Here is an 18,444-nt window from a genome sequence, read left to right as displayed (position 1 = left end):
CAAAAAAAAGAGGAAAATAAAAAAATAGAATTTTATGAAGGTTTCTCGAGCAGTTTTTCCTTGGATAGTGTTTCTCCTTCTTTTCCGTGTGGTGTTCTCTTCACGGTGTCGTTGGATTTTTCTATTTCTCTTGCTTCTTCTGCTAGTTTTGCGGCTGTTGACATCATTTCGTGTGCAGAGGCTACTATTGGGATGTATTTTTCTGGGTCTTGTACCATGAAGCATCCTTCAACGTCGATGTCAGCGACTTTTGTTGCTATTTCATATGCTGCCATGGCCTTTGCCTTTGCATATGGGTTTTTGAAGTCTGCGGCTTCGACTGCCACGTCTCTTGTAATTACAAGCTGTGGTAGTTCAATTTCTTTTCCAGCTTCTACATCAGCTATCATGGCGTCGATTGTGTTGTGGACTACCCTGTATGCGCCTGTTAATGCGAGTACTTTCATTAAGTCTGCATTGAATGCTGCCATCTCAGTTGGGTCTAGGAATTCTCTTCTTGCACCTATCATGGAGTCTGCTTTGACTATAATGTACCCGAGTCCTTGTTCTTCGATTTCATCTTTCACGCGGAGGCCTGGGGCATCTCCCACTATCATTGCGGGTACGTCGGCTTCAGAGAGTAGTTCTCTTGCCCTTGCTGGTCCTGGCGCCCCTGGGTTTGGGCTTATGAATATGACAAAGTCTCTGTCTAGTTCGAGCATTTTGGGGACTACGAATTCTATATCTTCAGGGTTCATTTTAGTCCCTGATCCCATTACACGGATCTCGACATTTGGTCTGTCAGCTCTTTCATCAAGTACTAGGTCAATCACTGGGGATGTCCCAAGGTTTCCACATTTTAGTACACCGATCTTTGCAACCATTATATCACCACATTTTATTATTCTGGTATTTGTTAAGTATTTTTTCATCTGAGATTTATAGTTAACTTTTTATACCAGTAAGATGGAAGAGGTGACTGTAATATTTTTTTGTGCTTTTTTAAGCTTTGATCATATAAGATTTTTATATTAAAAACTTGTCTGTGGCTAATCTGGGACTTTAGTCTTTCCATTGTTGTTTTTTATCAAAGGTGTTCCCCTTTGCAAAAAATATGGGATAAGTTTACTTAAATTTTGATCGAGCTTTCCATATTTTTTTGAAACTCTTAAAACCGCCACGGGGGCCCCTTGGTTGGGAGCTTTCCAGTAGTTTGATCAGTTTTTCAACGGACTTTTCTGCGGTTGAAAGGAGATAGTCCGACTTTGGAGGTTTTAGATCATGTATGATGGAGTCTATGTCCTCTATTTTAGCTATGGGTATGCCTATTTTTTCACAGAGGTCGATACTCGCATGTTGGCGATGAAATCCCGCAATTTTGATCGAGGGGACTCCAAGGACGCTTGCTTCTATTGTGACGCCCATGCCCGCAGCATAGATCATGGCCTTTGAGGCTTTCATTAAACTTGGGAGATCAACAAAGCCTTCTAAAACATGGATCTTCTGGGAGGTTATATTTTTTTCGATGTATTTCTTATCAAATCTGAAGGGTGCCAATAGGATATTCTCTTGTAGTGTTTCTAATTTTCTGATTAGGGGTGGGATATCTTGGGTTTTCAAATCGCCTCCAAGCACTGCAAGTATGAATTCGTGGAGGTTGTATCTTTTTTTAACAATCCTTGGATCTTCAAGTTTCAGATTTTTCACGTAAAGGGCATGGGGATAACCTTCTATATTTTTCACATTTTTTAGATGGTAATTGGTTTCAAGGTATTCCTTATATTCCTTGGAGGGGGCTGTTATAATGTCTGCGAATGCTATCATCTCAATAGGATTATAAATGTCCTGTTCAATATGTAACACTGGTATTCTAAGTAGTTTGGCGGCTACAATGCTTTTTCGCACATCCCCCGCGTTACCGCAGGTTAAAAGGATTTCGGGTTTGCTTTCTCTTAAGGCTTTAACAGCCTTTTTAATATCTGATAATATCCTAGTCGCGATGAAGGCCTTGTTACCATTAGACCGTCTACTCTCCCCGATGGAATATATCCTCTGACAATAGGGTTCTAGGAGCTCTTCAACGCCTTTTCCATGTGATAAAGCGATGTAATTAGCGTCAAATCTTTCCATTAATGGTATGAATGTTTTTGCTGGTGCTAATTCAGCTGCGACGGCCACTTTCATGACATGCCTCCTTTATTATCACGGCCACAGCCATTAAATAGAATATCCACACTACAAGATCTGTTGGGCCTGTTTCGATCCATACTAGAGTGTGAGCTAATATTATCGCGTATAAAGCGGTGAAGAAATCTTTTTTGATTTTTTGGATTGTATGGAGTAGGCCAAGGATTAAGCCTATGATGAACATTTGTATGATCATTGCGAAAAAGCCGAAGTCTAGTGTTGCGGGTCCAAAGATTGTTGAGGTGCTTGAATGTTTATAGCCTAGGACTGTTGTCCCTACAATGATCCTGGGATCAGTGGATGTGAGAAATCCTGTTAGGGTGGAATATAATAATTTGCCCCGTGTAGCACCTTCGAATTGGATTAAACGGTCAAAGACTGTTAATGTATAACCTGCACGGTAAAAGAATAATTCTATGGGATTTAAGGTCCAATGTTGCCATTCTATCGACTTAACTGCGATGTAACCTATGATAATGGTAAGGGAAATTGTAAGGATTCCGATGATGGTAAGCTGCCTCAAGGGAATGTTCCTTGTATAATAGAGGTTTATAAGTACACTGAGTAATATGACTACTGTGGTTGTCCTATATCCTGTTAGGGCGAACAAAGTTAGTCCAAGGATGAAGAGCCCATAATAGTAGTCCTTCTTGAATCTGGCCAATAGGAGGTTTATGGAAAGCAAAAATAAAAGATAGGATATGAACCAGATTCCGGTGAGGGCCTTGGCTTTAAGGTATCCGCTAAATAATGGTATGCCACCAACGTTGTACAGGTTCCATGCTACTAATATTATGGATAGTATTGCGATAATTAATAAAAGTGGTTCATAGCGGTGGCTGAATTCGATTTTAACCTTTGGAGATAGGGATGATTTGAGATTTGAGGATGTTAAAACTCCTAAAATGTAAAATAGTGAACCTATACTAATATAGATTATGGAAATTGGTGATGGGAAATTTAGGCCTCTGATTTTATAATGGAATGCTACATATGCCATTAGAAGATATGCTATGATTGCAACTATTATGATATATGGTGAAAAAATATCTTTGTTCTTGAACATGGATATCATCCTAGGTCTAGTGCACTGGATGTTAGTGTTGTTGCAAATGTGGGACATGAAGCCGCGTGTATGTGAATATAACTTGCAAGGGTTTTTTTAGATGTGAGACCATCCATCCCCTCTTTTATACCTTTTCCTCTTTGTATTTTAAATGCAAACTGTGGATTGCCTGTGATTTGTATATTTGAGTAATGGAATTCATGTCCTTTGAAGATTTGGGCTTTTGGGGATATTATATTGTCGATTTCTGATTTTGCTATTACATAACTTAAACCTTGAACTTTCCGTGTCATTGTAGACTTGTAGGGGAATATGTTACACATTTCATGTCCATCTAGGGATCTTGAAAGATATAATAGGCCTCCACATTCGCCGAATATTGGTTTTCCATCTTCATGGAACTTTCTGATGGAATTTCGCATTGAAGTATTTTTTTCAAGTTCTTTTGCGAAGATTTCTGGGTACCCTCCACCGATGTAAATTCCGTCGACGTCGGGGATCTCCTCATCATGTATTGGACTGAAATAATATAAACTGGCCTTGTTATCTTCTAGAGCTTCTAGGTTTTCTATGTAGTAGAAGTTGAATGCTTCGTCATAGGCTATTCCTATTTTAACCTTTTTATGGTTTTTCACCTGCCAGAGGGGTTCTCTTTCGCCTTTTATTCTTTCAGCGTTTTTCATTATATTTTTGAGTTCATCAAGGTCAATATATTCTTTTACTGCGTTTGCCCATTTTTCTATTGAAAATTTTAGATTTTCACGTTCAACTGTGGGCACCAGTCCTAAGTGTCTCTGTTCAACCTTTAAATCCTCTCTTCTGGGTATGCCACCAACTACTATGGTGTCTGACAGTTCTTCTATAGCTTTTTTAGTTTTAAGGTAATGTCTTCTATTTTTCACTTGGTTTAGGATTACTCCTTCAATTTTAATCTCTGGGTCTAATGCTTTGAAGCCAAGTACTATCGCAGCTGCGCTTTTCACCAGGCTCCTAGAATTAATTATCAACACTACGGGGGCGTTTAAAGCTTTTGCTATTGATGCGGTGCTCCCAACATCATTAATAGGACTTATACCCTCATATAATCCTCTAACACCTTCTATAATGGCCATGCGTGCATTAGAGGCCTCCATGCCCCTTATAAATGCTTCTCTGATCTGCCCCTCTGACATGAAAAATGAGTCGAGATTACGTGAGGGATTACCTGTAGCCATAGTGTGATAAGATGGATCTATATAATCTGGGCCAACCTTAAAGGGCTGAACACCTTCACTGGATAGTGCCCTCATTATACCAGTAGCGATAGTGGTTTTACCGACAGCACTTCCACTACCTGCAAGCACAACTCTCATAATATAGGATCCAATAAAACTCCTATTTAATTCCTTCGACGGGAAGCCCCCTAATGGAAAATAAGTGAAAGGTTTCGGGACCAAACTAATAAGGGGAGTTAGTATTGGAAAATTTTATGGAAGAATCCTTCCGCGGATATATTTAACTTTATCCGAGGGGCTTGTTCCATAGTGGGAGAATGCGAATCCAAATAGTACCTTATAATTTTTCATTTTTTTACTTAAACAATAAAAAAAGAAATTATTTTCCAAAAAGGGCTGTTGAATTTCTTGGGGGTAGGATATGATCGTCCGCAAATCGTCTCTAATCCAATACTCATAATATCACCAAAAAGTTATATATAAACCTTTCCATATTCCACAGATAATAATCAGCAGGGGTAAATTAAATATTTACCAGAGATCATGAGAAGATAGAAGCTTAACTCCGTAGGTGGATAATTTTTTTGGGTTTCTGCAGGGCTTTAAGGTATTTTAATCAATCAGTAAATGATTTTTTTATTCTGCCTTGGTGCCGCCCCATATTGCTATGAGTCCAACAATTATTTTTAATGCGGCATGCCATGCCGGATCCTTGAGGTTTGGAAATGGGAATCCAACAAAGCCAAGTATACCCATTATTATTAACAATATACCGATTATATATAGTAACCATTTTGTCACAGTACCACCCCCCATAATCGGCCCTGCAGAAACCACATAAGGTTATATATTCTAAAGAATATAAATTTTATTAAATAGCTTTCTGATATGTAATAATGGTTATGTTGGAGCGCAGAAGAAAATTGCAGATATTAAGTGATTCTGCACAATTTGACCTATGTGATTATAGTGCAGATGAAAAGCAAAAGAATGCAAACCTTCCTGGAGTATATTATAGTAGCATGAAAGGTTGTAAAGTTCCCTTATTTAAGGTTCTGCTTAGTAACAAATGCTCCAACGATTGTAAATATTGTATAAATTGTAGTAAACAGGAATTCACTCGCATTGAACTAAGACCGGATGAATTATCCGAGGTTTTCATGGATTATTATGAAAAAAGGTATGTTGAGGGTTTATTTTTAAGTTCGGCTATGATAGATGATGTTGAGAATACTATGGAGAAACTCGTTGAAGTGGTGAGGATTCTGCGCCATGATAAAGGATATGATGGTTATATACACCTTAAAATTTTGCCGGGGACTTCAAGGGAGCTGATTAAAAGGGCTATGGAATTGTCAAATAGGGTGAGTATCAACCTTGAAACAGCAACAGCAGATGGACTTTCAGCCCTTTCATCAACCAAGGACTATAAGATAGATATTATAAGGAGAATGAAATGGATAAAGAAAATTCATGACAAAAACCCTGATCTCACCCCTTCTGGTCAAAGCACCCAATTCATTGTGGGTGCGGTTGAAGAAACCGACCAGGAAATTCTGAAGAGGATATCATGGCTTTATGATAAATTGAATGTTAAAAGAACATATTTCAGCAGCTTCCAAGCATTGGAGGGCACTCCATTAGAGGATAAACCAGAACCTGACCCGAGACGTTCAGTACGTTTATATCAAGCTGATGCGTTGGTAAAATCTTATAATTTTAAATTAAGTGAATTTGAATTTAATGATGGGTTTTTAGACTTGGAAATGGATCCGAAGTATGTGGCGGCGCTTAAAAGTGACATGTTCCCCTTAGATATCAACACTGCTACTTACGATGAACTTATACGAGTACCCGGTATTGGCCCCATATCAGCAAGGAGGATAATCTCAAAGAGGAGGAAAAACAGGATAAATAGTGTAGATGAGCTTAAGGGGTTGGGTGTGTGGATTAAACGTGCTGGAAAATTCTTGTACATTGATGGTTATCAAAGTAGCTTAGATAAGTTTCAATAGACCTATTCAAGTTCTGAGAATAGATCCCATATCTGTGGGTATTTGTTTTTTACAGCTTCTTCGATTAGGAGGGACGCCTCTTTGCTTATGCTGAATTCTGGTTTTGTCTTCTTTAGGTATCTTAAAACTGCAGCCGACCTTGCGGACCATAAAGTTATCCGGGGGTTCTTTTTAACCTCGTCTAAAACTTCTTTGACCTTATCCTTGGGGTGTGTTGGTGGGGTTGTGGGTTCGTCTTGTGGAGTGGTTGTCGATTTTGCTTTTATTAGAGCGTCGAGACCTCTTCCAAGACTTTTATTCTGTCTTGTCATTTTTCGTCCTCCATTTTGATTAGTTCCTCTGCTAGTTTGAGGTATGCTTTAGAACCTTTACAGTCTTTGTCATAAATTATGCATGGTTTTCCATGGCTTGGGGCTTCTGCCAGGCGGATGTTCCTAGGTATTATTGTCTTGAAGATGTATTCTTGTGGAAAGAAAAAGTTTTTAATTTCTTGGTAAACTTCTCTTCCAAGTCGGGTTCTTCCGTCATATAGTGTTAATAGTATGCCCTTTATTGGGCATGGACTTTTTAGGCGGTTTTCAACTAATTTCATTGTTTTAAGGAGGTCAGCCATCCCCTCAAGGGCGTAGTATTCTGCTTGTATTGGTATTATGATGCTATCGCCTGCAACAAGGGCGTTTAATGTTAGTATTCCGAGGGATGGTGGGGCGTCGATGAAGATGTAATCAAAACCATTTTTTATGGGGTCTATGGCTTCCTTGAGTATGGTATGGTAGCCTATTTGGCTGGTGAGTTCCACTTCCGCGCCACTGAGGGCAAGATTGCTTGGGATAATATAAAGGTCGGGGATCATTGTCTCCTGGATTGTGTCTTCTATTTTTGCTTCTCCGCTTATAATGGAGTATATTGTTGAATTTAATGTTGCCTTGTTGACTCCAAAACCTGTTGTTGCATTTGCTTGGGGGTCTATATCAACTATTAGGACTTTTTTGCCTAGGATTGCAAGTGCACTTGATAAATTTACTGCTGTGGTTGTTTTGCCACAGCCTCCCTTTTGGTTTATTATGGATATTATTTCACCCAATGGGAAACCTCCGAGAATTCTGATGATAATAACTTCTAAATTATCATTTATAAAGTATACCCTATAACTTATAAGTTATAACTTATAACTAGTTTGGGGGTGTTGAGCCCCCTATAAATTGATCCTTTCAGAAACCCTCATAGGTAATGTAAGCGGCCTGAAAGGCATCCCCTTTACTTCATTTTTTACCATGAAAATAAAATCTTCTAATTTCAGAATTTCCTTTGCACCAGTCTTCCTAATGTTCACTGTAAACTCAGCACCTTCAAGTTCTCTGTCACCTATAACTATAATATATGGTATCCACTCCTTGGCCGCGTCTCTGATTTTTTTACCAACACTCTCCGCCCTATCATCTACATCGACCCTGATACCCTCATCTCTTATCCTATCAGCGATTTTCATTGAGTAATCAACATGCCTTTCTGCAACTGCTATTATCCTAACTTGGGTTGGTGAAAGCCACACAGGCAACATTGGAGGCCTCTCTTCCATTTCAATGGCTGCTTTCTCCAATAGACTACAGATTACCCTCTCTATACTCCCAGTAGGGCTGCAGTGGAGTATTATAGGATTTTTATCAGTCCCATCTTCCTCAAGAAATGTTATATCAAATCTCTCCCCACTCTCAACGTCTATTTGAACCGTTGGATTTTCTATGGGCCTTCCAAGGTAATCTATCGCCGCGAAATCCATTTTAGCTATCCAGTAATGCTTTCTTTCAGGTAAAAGTTCCAATAGTACGGGCTTGCCAACCTTCTCCACAAGCGAGAGTATCCAATCCTCATAATTATCATAGAAATCCTCTGTAGCCCTGAATATCACCTCATAATCCACCTCAAAATCCTTGGAAGTCCTCAGACAAACTTCAACTTGTTTTTCAAACTCTTCAAGTGCCTGGCCCATGTCCCTGCATACTGTGTGAAGATCTGGCATGGTGAAACCCCTAAGTCGCTTGAGACCAACAACTTCCCCTTTCTTTTCTAGTCTGAAACTGTAGGTTGAAAGTTCATAGACGCGTGCAGGGAGGTTTTTCCATGTTAAAAACGAATCTGATAATATTCTGAAGGCCCCGAAACAACAAGCATATCTCAACATTAGTTCCTTTTTGTTTTTCATCCTGTATTGTCTTTCCCCGAATTTTTCGGCGTGTACTCTTATTGCTTCGTCTTCAAGATCGTACATTATTGGTGTTTCAACTGGCATGGCACCTTCTGATGTTACGAGCGTATACACGTAATCTGCTAAAAGATCCCTTATGAGACGCCCCTTTGGGTACCAGCGGAGGTGCCCAATATCAGCAGAAGGCTCGTAATCGGCCAACTTTTTTTCTCTCATGAGTTTAACATGGGGTGGTTCCCCGCCTTTACTCTCCAAGGCACCTAATTCGTAGTCTACAAGTGATTTGAAGCTCTTGCTTTTGAATTCAAAATCTTTGGGATCTATAAGCTTTCCACTTTCGATAATGAACCATCTGGATTCTATTTCTTCCCCGGCTACTTTTTCTGTTTTAGGTTCTGGTTTTATTGTCCTTGAAAGTTCCGAAAGTGGATGACCTTTACATGATATCTTGAATGCTTTGTACCATCCGAACGGTACTCTTGAAACATTAAATCCTTCATTTTCCAGTGCAGTTTCCATATTCTTTAGGATTTTTTTCGCCATTTCGGGCGAACTTAAGGATGAACTAAGATGAGCATAAGGGTATATGACGATCTTTTCGGCTTTAACCTTGTTAAAAACCTCTTTTATCTCCCTGGTGGCGTTTTTGATCACCGCCTTTGGATTGGTTTCATCTTCTTTTTCAATGGCTGTGAAGACTACTAGAGATTCTTTGAAGGCCCCCTCCATCATCTCCTCTGGTATATCCTCTGCTATGCTTGTTTTATCTCGTGCTTTGTATTTTAGATAATCTGCGTGGATTAAAAGTATCCTCATCCGAATCACCTTAAAATTGTTGAGGTAAGTTTCAACTATTTACTTTGAATCCTTTGAGATTATAAAATTTTGGGACCTACGCAAGTGGCCTATAATGTCCTCCAAATATTTTATCAAATTTGAACATTCGGCGACTTTTTGGTATTGATTCCAGACGCTGATGGCATTCTATGGTGTGGGTGAATTTCTTCTTTGAATTGCAGGTCTTCATATCATTTCCTGGGGAGTCTCTGACAATATGTGTAAATCCTATTATAGAATATTTTCTTTGTCAGAATTTTATTTTCATCCTATTTTTTCAAGTTTTTTAACTTTCTCGGCGAGAACTCCCCATCCAAGGGTGTGAAAGCCGAAAAACTTCTATACTCGTTCTTCTGTTATGTTTTATTGTGTTTACCTCCTGGTAGGAGGTTGAGAGGCGGTGTCCTCATCATAACCCTGCATCCTATAAAACAATATTCCAAGTGATTCCATTGTTACGGGGGTTGAAGGTCCTCATCATAACCCTGCATCCTATAAAACTGTGGGTGATGACTGGATGGGTAGGGTTTGGGACGACCCAGAATTCACGCCTGTTGGAGACCAAGCGTGTTGAAGCAGGAAGCTCCTCCCCATCAAGGAGGGGTAGTTCACAAGCTTCTGTAATTTTTTCAGACCCGGCCTAGGATAAGAATCCGGCTTTTATTTTGATGTTCTTTTTTTGATTATTATCCTTTTGTGGGCTGTGGATGAACAGATGGGGGCTTGGGATCTTGAAGATCCCCCTCATGATTCTTGCGGTTGGTTGAGTATTCTATTTATTTTCCTTTTGAAGGTGATTACCTCCATTGGTGGTATAACATAGTATCCTATGGGGGTTTACCCTTTTCAACTTCTACAAAGCCCTTTCTTTTTTTGAGATTTTTAGGATAGATTCTGGATTTTGGAAGTTTATATGGACCTATTTCAGCCCGTGGCTGATATGAGTGAATGTAAGACTATATAAATTGTCGATTCCAATTATCCTAATATGATTTCTTTGTAACATCCACCATCATCTGCCCCATTATACCGTTAAATTTAAATATTAATAGTGACAAAAACTTAATACTCTGGACAATACAGTGATAATGGGGGTGGATTATGAAATATCGCTGTAAGGTATGTGACTATATCTATGACCCAGGAAGGGGAGACCCCACCCAGGGTATAAAACCTAGAACACCATTCGAGGATCTCCCCGAAGATTGGGTCTGTCCAATCTGTGGAGTTGGAAAAGACCAATTTGAACCATTAAAAGAAGAAAGGCCCCGGATTAAACCCGAGAGCATCTTAATGTTTTGTTACCAATGTTCTCAGACAGCTAGGGGTAAAGCCTGCACAATAAGGGGTGTTTGCGGGAAAGAGCCGACAGTAGCAAGATTACAGGACAACCTCTTATTCGCGATAAAAGGAATTTCAGCCTATCTTTATCATGCACGAGAACTGGGATATACTGACAATGAAGTGGATGCATTCCTGGAAAGGGGATTTTATTCCACTTTAACAAATGTCAATTTCGATCCAGAGGAATTCATAAAACTTGCACTCCAGGCAGGAGAAATGAACATAAAAACGATGAAACTCCTTAAAAAGGCCCATATAGACAATTATGGCGAACCAGAACCTACAACAGTAGAAGTCGGAGCATCAGAGGGGCCTGGGATTATAGTAACTGGGCATAGTCTAAAAGCACTTGAAGAATTGTTGAAACAAACTGAAGATGAGGGTATAAACATTTACACCCACTCTGAGCTTCTACCAGCACATGGCTACCCTGGCTTGAAAAAATATGAGCACCTAAAGGGGCAACTCGGTGGTCCATGGTTTGATCAAAAAGAGACATTTTCAAAATATCAGGTTGCGATACTTGGAACATCAAACTGTGTACTACTCCCGAAAGATGATTACAGGGAGAGGATGTTCACATGTGGTGTTGCAAAACTTCCAAAAGTAGAATACATTGAAGATTATGATTTCACGCCATTAATCGATAAAGCCCTTGAATTACCACCACTCAAAGAAGAAGAGGGAAAGAGAACATTTACAACTGGTTTCGGCGCTTCAACCATACTATCATTATCTAATAGGATAAAAGAGCTTGTAGAGGATGGTAAGATCAGGAGATTCTTTTTGGTTGGTGGATGCGACTCCCCACTCCCCAGGGCAAAATATTATAGGGAATTTGTAAGTAAACTCCCAGATGATACCATCATATTAACACTCGCTTGTGGAAAATATCGATTCAATGATATGAAACTTGGAGACATAGATGGCATACCACGCTTGATAGATCTTGGCCAATGTAACGATGCTATAGTAGCAATAGAAATCGTGGAAGCCCTCAGCAGATTATTCAACATGGAAATAGATGAACTGCCACTTAGCATAGTTCTTAGTTGGATGGAGCAAAAAGCAGCAGCCATACTCTGGAGCCTACTCGCACTAAACATGAAGGGAATGTACATTGGCCCCATACTCCCTGGGTGGGCTAACAATGACATCATAAAATTCCTAAAAGAAAACTATGATCTGAAGCTTATAGGTAAACCTGAGGATGATATGAAAGAAATGTTAGGGTGATACAATTGGAAAATTTAAAGGGGAAGGTCCTAAATTTGAATGAGCTGGTAGATTATCAAGAGGGTGCGGTGGTAAGTCGTGAAATCATAAGACGTGATACAGGTACGGTTACAATATTCGCATTTGACAAAGGGCAGGGTTTAAGTGAGCATACAGCACCATTTGATGCTATGGTACAGATCATCGATGGTGAAGCCGAGATAACAATAAGTGGCGAAAAACATGTGTTAGAGGCTGGGGAAATGATTATTATGCCAGCCAATGAACCACACGCATTATATGCGAGGGAACCATATAAGATGATACTTACCATGATAAAATCATAACCCCCTGGTAGTGAAGACCAACTAGGACTATTATAATCAGCCCCGCGAGTATCATAGTAGCAAATATCATCCCTATTTTTTTCCCAAAATTTTTCGTGCCAAATAGTAAGGCTATTCCAAGTTTTACAAGGGTATTGGATATGCTCGCGAGGGTTATTGTAGTTATCGCAGTATACGGTGATATTATATTATTCCTAGAGAGAATGGCCATGCTTACTGTGATAGCGTCAACATCGGCAATACCTGATATTAAACCGGCTAAATAGACCCCCATGTTCCCTATATAGATATTAGCGGCCTTTGCCGCGAAGAGTATCACCATAAAGAGTGCTCCGAAGATAAATGCTGGTTTTAGTGAAAATGGATTCTTCAATTTCACTTCAGATTTCACATTCGCGTTCGGACTTCTAAGCAAACCTAAACCAAGGGCTATTCCAATAATCCCCATGGTAAAAAGTGGTAATGAGAGGAATGTTAATAATCCAGGGTTTATAACCATGACCTCGAATAATATCCTGAAAAACATCATAGAACTTGCAACAACAGAAGCGAATAGAGCAGCCCTCATAACACCCTCTGATTCCTTCACCCGGCCAGCCATGGCCGTTACAACAGCTGTGCTGGATACAAGACCCCCGATGATCCCTGTAATGCTAAGACCCCTTTCGGGGCCTATTATCTTCATTGCAATATATCCTGCATAGCTTATACCTGAAATAAAAACAACCATCAACCATATCTGATAGGGATTAAAAACATTAAAAGGGCCCATGTAAGTGTTGGGAAGTAATGGTAATATCACAAATGCAACTACTAGAAATTTTAATGTGTCTATCATCTCCCTTTCACTTATGCGCCGGGCGAATAAGTGTAAATACTTTTTAAGGGCTAATAATACTGTTATGATAATTGCCACTACTGGTGCAAGCTTGTAACCATCACCCCACCCACAGATGGCGCCAAGCACAAATGTCAAAAGCGCCGCAACTTCGCTTGTAAGTCCAATATCACCATCATCCTTCGTACTCATAATATAGCTGGCAACTATAAGGGCAACAAGTCCTATGAATGCCACAATCAGAAAATATGGGAAAACTTCTGAAACATAAACCGATAATGTCCCTAAGAGAGCCATTAACATGAAAGTCCGTATACCCGCAAATTCAGAATTTTTTCTACGTCTTTCCCTCTCAATACCAATAAGGGCGCCGATGCCAAGGGATATAAGGATCCTTAAAATCAAAGATTCCATACCTATTAATATAACCCTTCACATCCTATATATTTTATAACCTCTTAATTGTTATCATCAGGTGGGTTTTTCATGAGAAGTGACGAGATTAAAAAAGGATTTGAAAGAGCCCCTCACCGTTCACTACTGAGGGCTTGCGGATTAACAGATGAAGATTTCAAAAAGCCTTTCATTGGGATAGCGAACAGTTACACTAACATCGTGCCAGGACACCTCCACCTCAAAAGTTTAGCAGAGGCCGTAAAAGCTGGTGTGAACCAAGCAGGTGGTATACCATTCGAATTCCACACCATGGCAATATGTGATGGTATAGCAATGAACCATGATGGAATGCGCTATTCCCTCGCTTCAAGAGAGATAATAGCAGACACTGTTGAAAGCATGATCCAAGCACACCGCCTAGATGGTCTAATACTCCTTTCATCCTGTGATAAGATAGTCCCTGGCATGCTAATGGCCGCAGCCAGACTCAACATCCCAACCATAGCCGTTACAGGAGGGCCCATGTTCCCCGGAGAATGCCAAGGAAAAAAAATCGACCTTATAAACGTATATGAGGGGGTTGGAGCCTTCTCCGAGGGTAAAATAGGCTCCGGTGACCTTGAAGAATTGGAGAAATGTGCCTGTCCAGGGCCTGGCTCATGCGCCGGCCTATTCACCGCAAATAGTATGGCTTGTCTTACCGAGGCCCTTGGTATGAGTCTCCCTGGCTGCGCCACATTACATGCGGTAGACTCTAAAAAATTACAAATCGCACGCCTTTCAGGTGCCAGGATTGTTGAGATGGTTAAAGAGGATCTCCGCCCAGCAGATATAATGAGCCAAGAGGCCTTTGAAAATGCGATTGCTGTGGATGTTGCACTTGGAGGTTCGACAAATACCACACTTCATCTGCCTGCAATCGCAGCCGAACTCGATAATGTTGATGTAAACCTAGACTTATTCGATGATTTAAGCAAGAAAATCCCCCATATAGTAGCGATATCCCCTGCAAGTGAAAATCATATGATAGACCTTGAAAGGGCAGGGGGTATACCGGCCGTATTAAAGGTCATAGAGGACAAGATAAACCTAGACGTGATCACCTGTACTGGTAAAACCTTGAAAGAAAATATAAAGGATGCGAGGGTGAAAGATCCGAATATTATAAGATCATTAGATGATCCCATACACAAGGAGGGTGGTATCGCCGTCTTGAAGGGTAATCTAGCCCCCAGGGGGTCGGTGGTTAAACAAGCTGCCGTGAAAGATGATATGTTAATCTATAATGGAACCGCGAAGGTATTTAACAGCGAGGAAGAATGCGTCAAGGCAATATTTGATGGTGAAATAGAGGAAGGATCAGTAATAGTTATAAGATATGAAGGGCCTAAGGGCGGTCCTGGTATGAGGGAGATACTCAATCCAACCTCGGCCATAGCAGGGATGGGTCTTGAAAGGGTAGCTCTTATAACAGATGGAAGATTCTCAGGGGGTACCAGGGGGCCGTGTATAGGACATGTGTCGCCGGAAGCTGCTGAGGGGGGTCCAATTGCTGCTCTAGAAGATGGGGATATAATAGAGATAAACATCCCCAAGAGGAGGTTAAATGTTAAACTTTCAGATGATGAGATAAAAGATAGGCTTGCCAAGGTGGAAAAACCGACCCGTAAGGTTAAAGGGTGGCTTAGAAGATACCGAAAGCTTGCAACATCAGCTGATAAAGGGGCAATACTAAGAGGATAAAAAAGAGAGAGGTGGTGAAAGATTGAAAGATCGTCTGGAACTGGTAACATACATTGTAATATTATTAGTGGCGGTGATACTTTCACAGCATATGAACGTGGTTGTTTCAGGTAGCATGGAGCCTGTATTTTATCGTGGAGACATTGTTATAGTCCAAAAAACTGACTTCCTCGGAATTCAAGAATTCGACCCCTTAGATGCTAAAAAAGGGGATATCATAATATATAATGCTAACTGGTTCCCTGAGCCGGTTATACACAGGATTATAGATATTAAGAGGGATGAGAATGGAGTATATTATATAACTAAGGGTGATAACAATCCTGTTCCAGACCCTGAAAGGGTAAGGCCCTCACAAGTAACGGCTCGTGTGATCAAAATAGACAATCACCTCCTTATAATACCTAAGATAGGATACATAACCTTGTGGATAAAGGGATTATAAGAGCAATGGTGAAGCGATGATAAGAACACTTGAAGACTTAGCAAGAAGATCGTTAAAAAAAGCCCTATCAACCCTAAATTATCCAATAGTTGATATAAGATTTGAAGAACCTCCCACTCCCGAACTGGGGGATCTTGCAACAACAATATCATTCGAACTTGCAAGTAAATTAAAAAAGAATCCTGTTGAGATCAGCAAGACCATAATAGGAGTGGTAAAGTTACCCCCATTATTCGAAAAGGTAGAGGCAAAGGGCCCCTATATAAACTTTTTTATAGATTATCAGAATTTTTCAAGGAAACTACTAGACTCCATAGATGAAGATTATGGTAGATTACCCGAAAAAGGCGAGAAGGTCATCCTAGAACACACCTCTGCTAACCCCAACGGACCCTTACATATTGGACATATAAGAAATGCTATTATAGGAGATTCGCTTGCAAGGATACTTAAATTTGCAGGTTATAATGTTGAAACCCATTATTATGTGAATGATATGGGCAGACAGATAGCCATGATAGTATGGGGTCTTCTGAACCTCCAAAAAGGTTTAGAAGATTATCCTGGGGATAAGTGGGATCATAAAATCGGCAGATTATACTATGAGGTCAACAAGTACCTTGAAAAAAATCCAAGATTAAAGAACGAGATTGATGAACTCATAAGATCCTATGAAAAGGGTGAAAGAGAAAGCATATTCCAAGAGGCTGTTGAAAAGTGCTTGGAGGGTATAAAAAAGACACTTAAGGGACTCTATATTAAACATGACAAATTTGTCTGGGAAAGCAAGTTTGTAAGGGACGGGTCGGTGCAAAATGTCCTTGAAAAACTGAAAAAGACCAACTACATCAAAGAAGATGATGTTCTATATTTAGACTTGGAAGATTTTGGCATTGATAAGGAGCTTATATTAACCCGTTCAGATGGCACTTCACTTTACTCCACCCGAGACCTCGCATACCACTTATACAAGTCAAATAAATGTGACATAATCATTGACATCCTCGGATCTGACCATAAATTAGCCGTTAAACAACTAGAGGCGGCTATCGGATTGCTTGGCGGTAAAAGGCCAGAAGTGATATTCTATGAATTCATAACACTCCCAGAAGGTTCAATGTCCACTCGTAGGGGTGTTTTCGTATCAGTAGACGATCTTATAGATGAAGCCAGATCACGGGCAGTCAAAGAAATAAAAAAGAGGAGAAAAGACTTAAAAAGGGAAGAAATTGAGGATATAGCTGATAAGATAGGTGTTGGGGCTATAAGATATTATATTGCAAGATTATCCCCAGAGAAACATCTTGTCTTCAAGTGGGATGAGGCGTTAAATTTTGAAATGGGCTGCGCATCAATCCAATACGCCCATGCAAGGGCGTGTAAATTACTTAAAAAGGCCCTATTCACTGATGATGTTGAGATAGAAGGGGAATGGTCACCTAACGAACTGGAAAGGGACCTTATAAGGTTGTTAGCTAAATTTCCAGGTGTTGTTAGGGAATCCGCGGAAAATAGACGAGTTCATTTAATAGCCCAATACTTGCAAGAGCTTGCAAATGCATTTCACAAATTCTACAAGTTCTCACCGGTAATCGGCTCAGAATTTGAGGGGGCGCGTCTAATCCTAGTTGACAGGGTGAAGAAAACCATCAGGAACGGGCTTAAGCTCCTTGGGATAGAAGTCCCTGCCACGATGTGATGGGCTTATCTTATCAGCCAATACATGATAGCCTTCTGGGCATGAAGTCTATTCTCCGCCTGGTCCCATACTACTGAATTCGGACCGTCAATCACATCAGATGTTGTCTCCTGGCCCCTTTTCGCGGGTAAACAGTGCATGAATATGGCATCAGCCTTCGCATGATTCATTAGATCCTTGTTCACCTGGTATGGTCTGAATGCTTTTAATCGTTCTTTTGTTTCATTTTCATGGCCCATACTAACCCATACATCAGTATATACAATATCAGCCCCGGTCGCGGCCTCGTAGGGGTCATTGGTTATTTTTATCATGGATTGGCCCCTGGCGATTTTTTCAGCCTTTTTTATTATCATCTTATCTGGCTCGTAGCCTTTTGGCGAGGCGACATAGATGTCCATTCCAAGAATTGCTGATATTAAAATTAGGGAATTGCAAACGTTGTTACCATCACCTATAAATGCTAATTTGCGGTTGAAATCTCCTTTATATTCTCTTATGGTTTGCATGTCTGCGAGTGTTTGGCATGGATGTTCAAGGTCTGTTAAACCGTTAATCACTGGTACTGATGCGTTCTTGGCTAATTCTATAACATCTTTGTGTCTGAATGCTCTTATCATTATTGCGTCGACGTATCTGCTTAGGGTTCGCGCTGTATCTGCTATGGGTTCACCCCTTCCTAGTTGCAGGTCTTGGGCTGATAGATAGAGGGGTGTTCCTCCTAGTTGGCTCATTCCTACTTCGAATGATACTCTGGTTCTTGTGGAGGCTTTCTCGAATACCATGGCCATGTATTTGTCCTTTAATGGTTTTCCTTTTATCAGACCGTTTTTGAATTTATCTGCAAGGTCTAGGAGGTATTCTACCTTGTCTTTCATGTCGCATACTGATAGTAGGTGCTTCATTTTTCTTC

16 protein-coding genes are annotated in these 18,444 nt (G+C 40.3%); 6 read left to right on the top strand and 10 right to left on the bottom strand.

The window, feature by feature from the left end; all coding sequences use genetic code 11:
• Positions 1-32 precede the first annotated feature (32 nt).
• From MTTB_RS00200 to MTTB_RS00180, 5 genes are all read right to left on the bottom strand, one after another.
• Positions 33-863: a F420-dependent methylenetetrahydromethanopterin dehydrogenase gene (locus MTTB_RS00200; RefSeq protein ID WP_248564542.1), complete on the bottom strand. Its 831-nt coding sequence runs from the start codon at positions 861-863 to the stop codon at positions 33-35.
• Positions 864-1,104: 241 nt separating this feature from the next.
• On the bottom strand, positions 1,105-2,163 hold the full coding sequence (locus MTTB_RS00195) for a glycosyltransferase family protein (RefSeq protein ID WP_248564541.1): 1,059 nt from the start codon (positions 2,161-2,163) through the stop codon (positions 1,105-1,107).
• Positions 2,141-3,232: an oligosaccharide repeat unit polymerase family protein gene (locus tag MTTB_RS00190; RefSeq protein WP_248564540.1), complete on the bottom strand. Its 1,092-nt coding sequence runs from the start codon at positions 3,230-3,232 to the stop codon at positions 2,141-2,143. The genes MTTB_RS00195 and MTTB_RS00190 overlap by 23 nt, the downstream gene beginning before the upstream one ends.
• 5 nt (positions 3,233-3,237) lie before the next feature.
• A complete protein-coding gene (gene cfbB / locus MTTB_RS00185) occupies positions 3,238-4,584 on the bottom strand; it encodes a Ni-sirohydrochlorin a,c-diamide synthase (protein WP_248564539.1) in 1,347 nt (448 codons plus the stop codon).
• Between the two features lie 498 nt (positions 4,585-5,082).
• Positions 5,083-5,247: a hypothetical protein gene (locus MTTB_RS00180; RefSeq protein ID WP_248564538.1), complete on the bottom strand. Its 165-nt coding sequence runs from the start codon at positions 5,245-5,247 to the stop codon at positions 5,083-5,085.
• 104 nt (positions 5,248-5,351) lie between these two features.
• Between MTTB_RS00180 and MTTB_RS00175 the strand changes: the two genes are divergently transcribed.
• Positions 5,352-6,461 carry a radical SAM protein gene (locus MTTB_RS00175; RefSeq protein ID WP_428343382.1) on the top strand — a complete coding sequence of 370 codons (1,110 nt, stop codon included), beginning with the start codon at positions 5,352-5,354 and terminating at the stop codon, positions 6,459-6,461.
• 2 nt (positions 6,462-6,463) lie between these two features.
• Here MTTB_RS00175 and MTTB_RS00170 read toward each other — a convergent pair whose 3' ends face one another.
• The 3 genes from MTTB_RS00170 to MTTB_RS00160 form a co-directional block, all read right to left on the bottom strand.
• Positions 6,464-6,772 carry a hypothetical protein gene (locus tag MTTB_RS00170; protein ID WP_248564537.1) on the bottom strand — a complete coding sequence of 103 codons (309 nt, stop codon included), beginning with the start codon at positions 6,770-6,772 and terminating at the stop codon, positions 6,464-6,466.
• On the bottom strand, positions 6,769-7,545 hold the full coding sequence (locus tag MTTB_RS00165; protein ID WP_248564536.1) for a ParA family protein: 777 nt from the start codon (positions 7,543-7,545) through the stop codon (positions 6,769-6,771). Before MTTB_RS00165 ends, MTTB_RS00170 begins: the two co-directional genes overlap by 4 nt.
• 111 nt (positions 7,546-7,656) lie before the next feature.
• On the bottom strand, positions 7,657-9,483 hold the full coding sequence (locus tag MTTB_RS00160; RefSeq protein ID WP_248564535.1) for a threonine--tRNA ligase: 1,827 nt from the start codon (positions 9,481-9,483) through the stop codon (positions 7,657-7,659).
• A 1,122-nt stretch (positions 9,484-10,605) separates the two neighbouring features.
• Between MTTB_RS00160 and hcp the strand changes: the two genes are divergently transcribed.
• The gene (gene hcp, locus MTTB_RS00155; protein ID WP_248564534.1) at positions 10,606-12,084 is read left to right on the top strand and encodes a hydroxylamine reductase; all 1,479 of its coding nucleotides are present in this window, start codon (positions 10,606-10,608) and stop codon (positions 12,082-12,084) included.
• Positions 12,085-12,089: 5 nt separating this feature from the next.
• Positions 12,090-12,410 carry a cupin domain-containing protein gene (locus MTTB_RS00150; protein WP_248564533.1) on the top strand — a complete coding sequence of 107 codons (321 nt, stop codon included), beginning with the start codon at positions 12,090-12,092 and terminating at the stop codon, positions 12,408-12,410.
• Here the strand turns inward: MTTB_RS00150 and MTTB_RS00145 are convergent.
• Complete coding sequence (locus tag MTTB_RS00145; protein ID WP_248564532.1) at positions 12,391-13,662, bottom strand: MgtC/SapB family protein; 1,272 nt, start codon at positions 13,660-13,662, stop codon at positions 12,391-12,393. The two genes, MTTB_RS00150 and MTTB_RS00145, sit on opposite strands and share 20 nt — an antisense overlap.
• A gap of 72 nt (positions 13,663-13,734) precedes the next feature.
• Here MTTB_RS00145 and ilvD point away from each other — a divergent pair, with 72 nt between their 5' ends.
• From ilvD to argS, 3 genes are read left to right on the top strand one after another with little or no spacing between them, the layout of a single operon-like run.
• Positions 13,735-15,387: a dihydroxy-acid dehydratase gene (gene ilvD, locus MTTB_RS00140; protein ID WP_248564531.1), complete on the top strand. Its 1,653-nt coding sequence runs from the start codon at positions 13,735-13,737 to the stop codon at positions 15,385-15,387.
• A gap of 22 nt (positions 15,388-15,409) precedes the next feature.
• Complete coding sequence (locus MTTB_RS00135; RefSeq protein ID WP_248564530.1) at positions 15,410-15,832, top strand: signal peptidase I; 423 nt, start codon at positions 15,410-15,412, stop codon at positions 15,830-15,832.
• A gap of 16 nt (positions 15,833-15,848) precedes the next feature.
• A complete protein-coding gene (argS, locus tag MTTB_RS00130) occupies positions 15,849-17,531 on the top strand; it encodes an arginine--tRNA ligase (protein WP_248564529.1) in 1,683 nt (560 codons plus the stop codon).
• Positions 17,532-17,536: 5 nt separating this feature from the next.
• Here the strand turns inward: argS and argF are convergent, their stop codons facing one another.
• Positions 17,537-18,436, bottom strand: a complete 900-nt coding sequence (gene argF, locus MTTB_RS00125) for an ornithine carbamoyltransferase (protein WP_248564528.1) — start codon at positions 18,434-18,436, stop codon at positions 17,537-17,539.
• Positions 18,437-18,444: the final 8 nt, after the last annotated feature.

This window comes from Methanothermobacter tenebrarum (assembly GCF_023167465.1).
GTDB lineage: Archaea > Methanobacteriota > Methanobacteria > Methanobacteriales > DSM-23052 > Methanothermobacter_A > Methanothermobacter_A tenebrarum.
Note: the sequence above shows the minus strand (reverse complement) of the source record. Positions and strands in the feature narration are given on the sequence as shown.

Excerpts from the sequence above, each read along its gene's own strand:
- argS (WP_248564529.1), top strand. The coding sequence starts at position 15,849 with ATGATAAGAACACTTGAAGACTTAGCAAGAAGATCGTTAAAAAAAGCC.
- MTTB_RS00200 (WP_248564542.1), bottom strand. The coding sequence starts at position 863 with ATGGTTGCAAAGATCGGTGTACTAAAATGTGGAAACCTTGGGACATCC.
- ilvD (WP_248564531.1), top strand. The coding sequence starts at position 13,735 with ATGAGAAGTGACGAGATTAAAAAAGGATTTGAAAGAGCCCCTCACCGT.
- MTTB_RS00190 (WP_248564540.1), bottom strand. The coding sequence starts at position 3,232 with ATGTTCAAGAACAAAGATATTTTTTCACCATATATCATAATAGTTGCA.
- cfbB (WP_248564539.1), bottom strand. The coding sequence starts at position 4,584 with ATGAGAGTTGTGCTTGCAGGTAGTGGAAGTGCTGTCGGTAAAACCACT.
- MTTB_RS00160 (WP_248564535.1), bottom strand. The coding sequence starts at position 9,483 with ATGAGGATACTTTTAATCCACGCAGATTATCTAAAATACAAAGCACGA.
- MTTB_RS00170 (WP_248564537.1), bottom strand. The coding sequence starts at position 6,772 with ATGACAAGACAGAATAAAAGTCTTGGAAGAGGTCTCGACGCTCTAATA.
- MTTB_RS00145 (WP_248564532.1), bottom strand. The coding sequence starts at position 13,662 with ATGGAATCTTTGATTTTAAGGATCCTTATATCCCTTGGCATCGGCGCC.
- argF (WP_248564528.1), bottom strand. The coding sequence starts at position 18,436 with ATGAAGCACCTACTATCAGTATGCGACATGAAAGACAAGGTAGAATAC.
- MTTB_RS00195 (WP_248564541.1), bottom strand. The coding sequence starts at position 2,163 with ATGAAAGTGGCCGTCGCAGCTGAATTAGCACCAGCAAAAACATTCATA.
- hcp (WP_248564534.1), top strand. The coding sequence starts at position 10,606 with ATGAAATATCGCTGTAAGGTATGTGACTATATCTATGACCCAGGAAGG.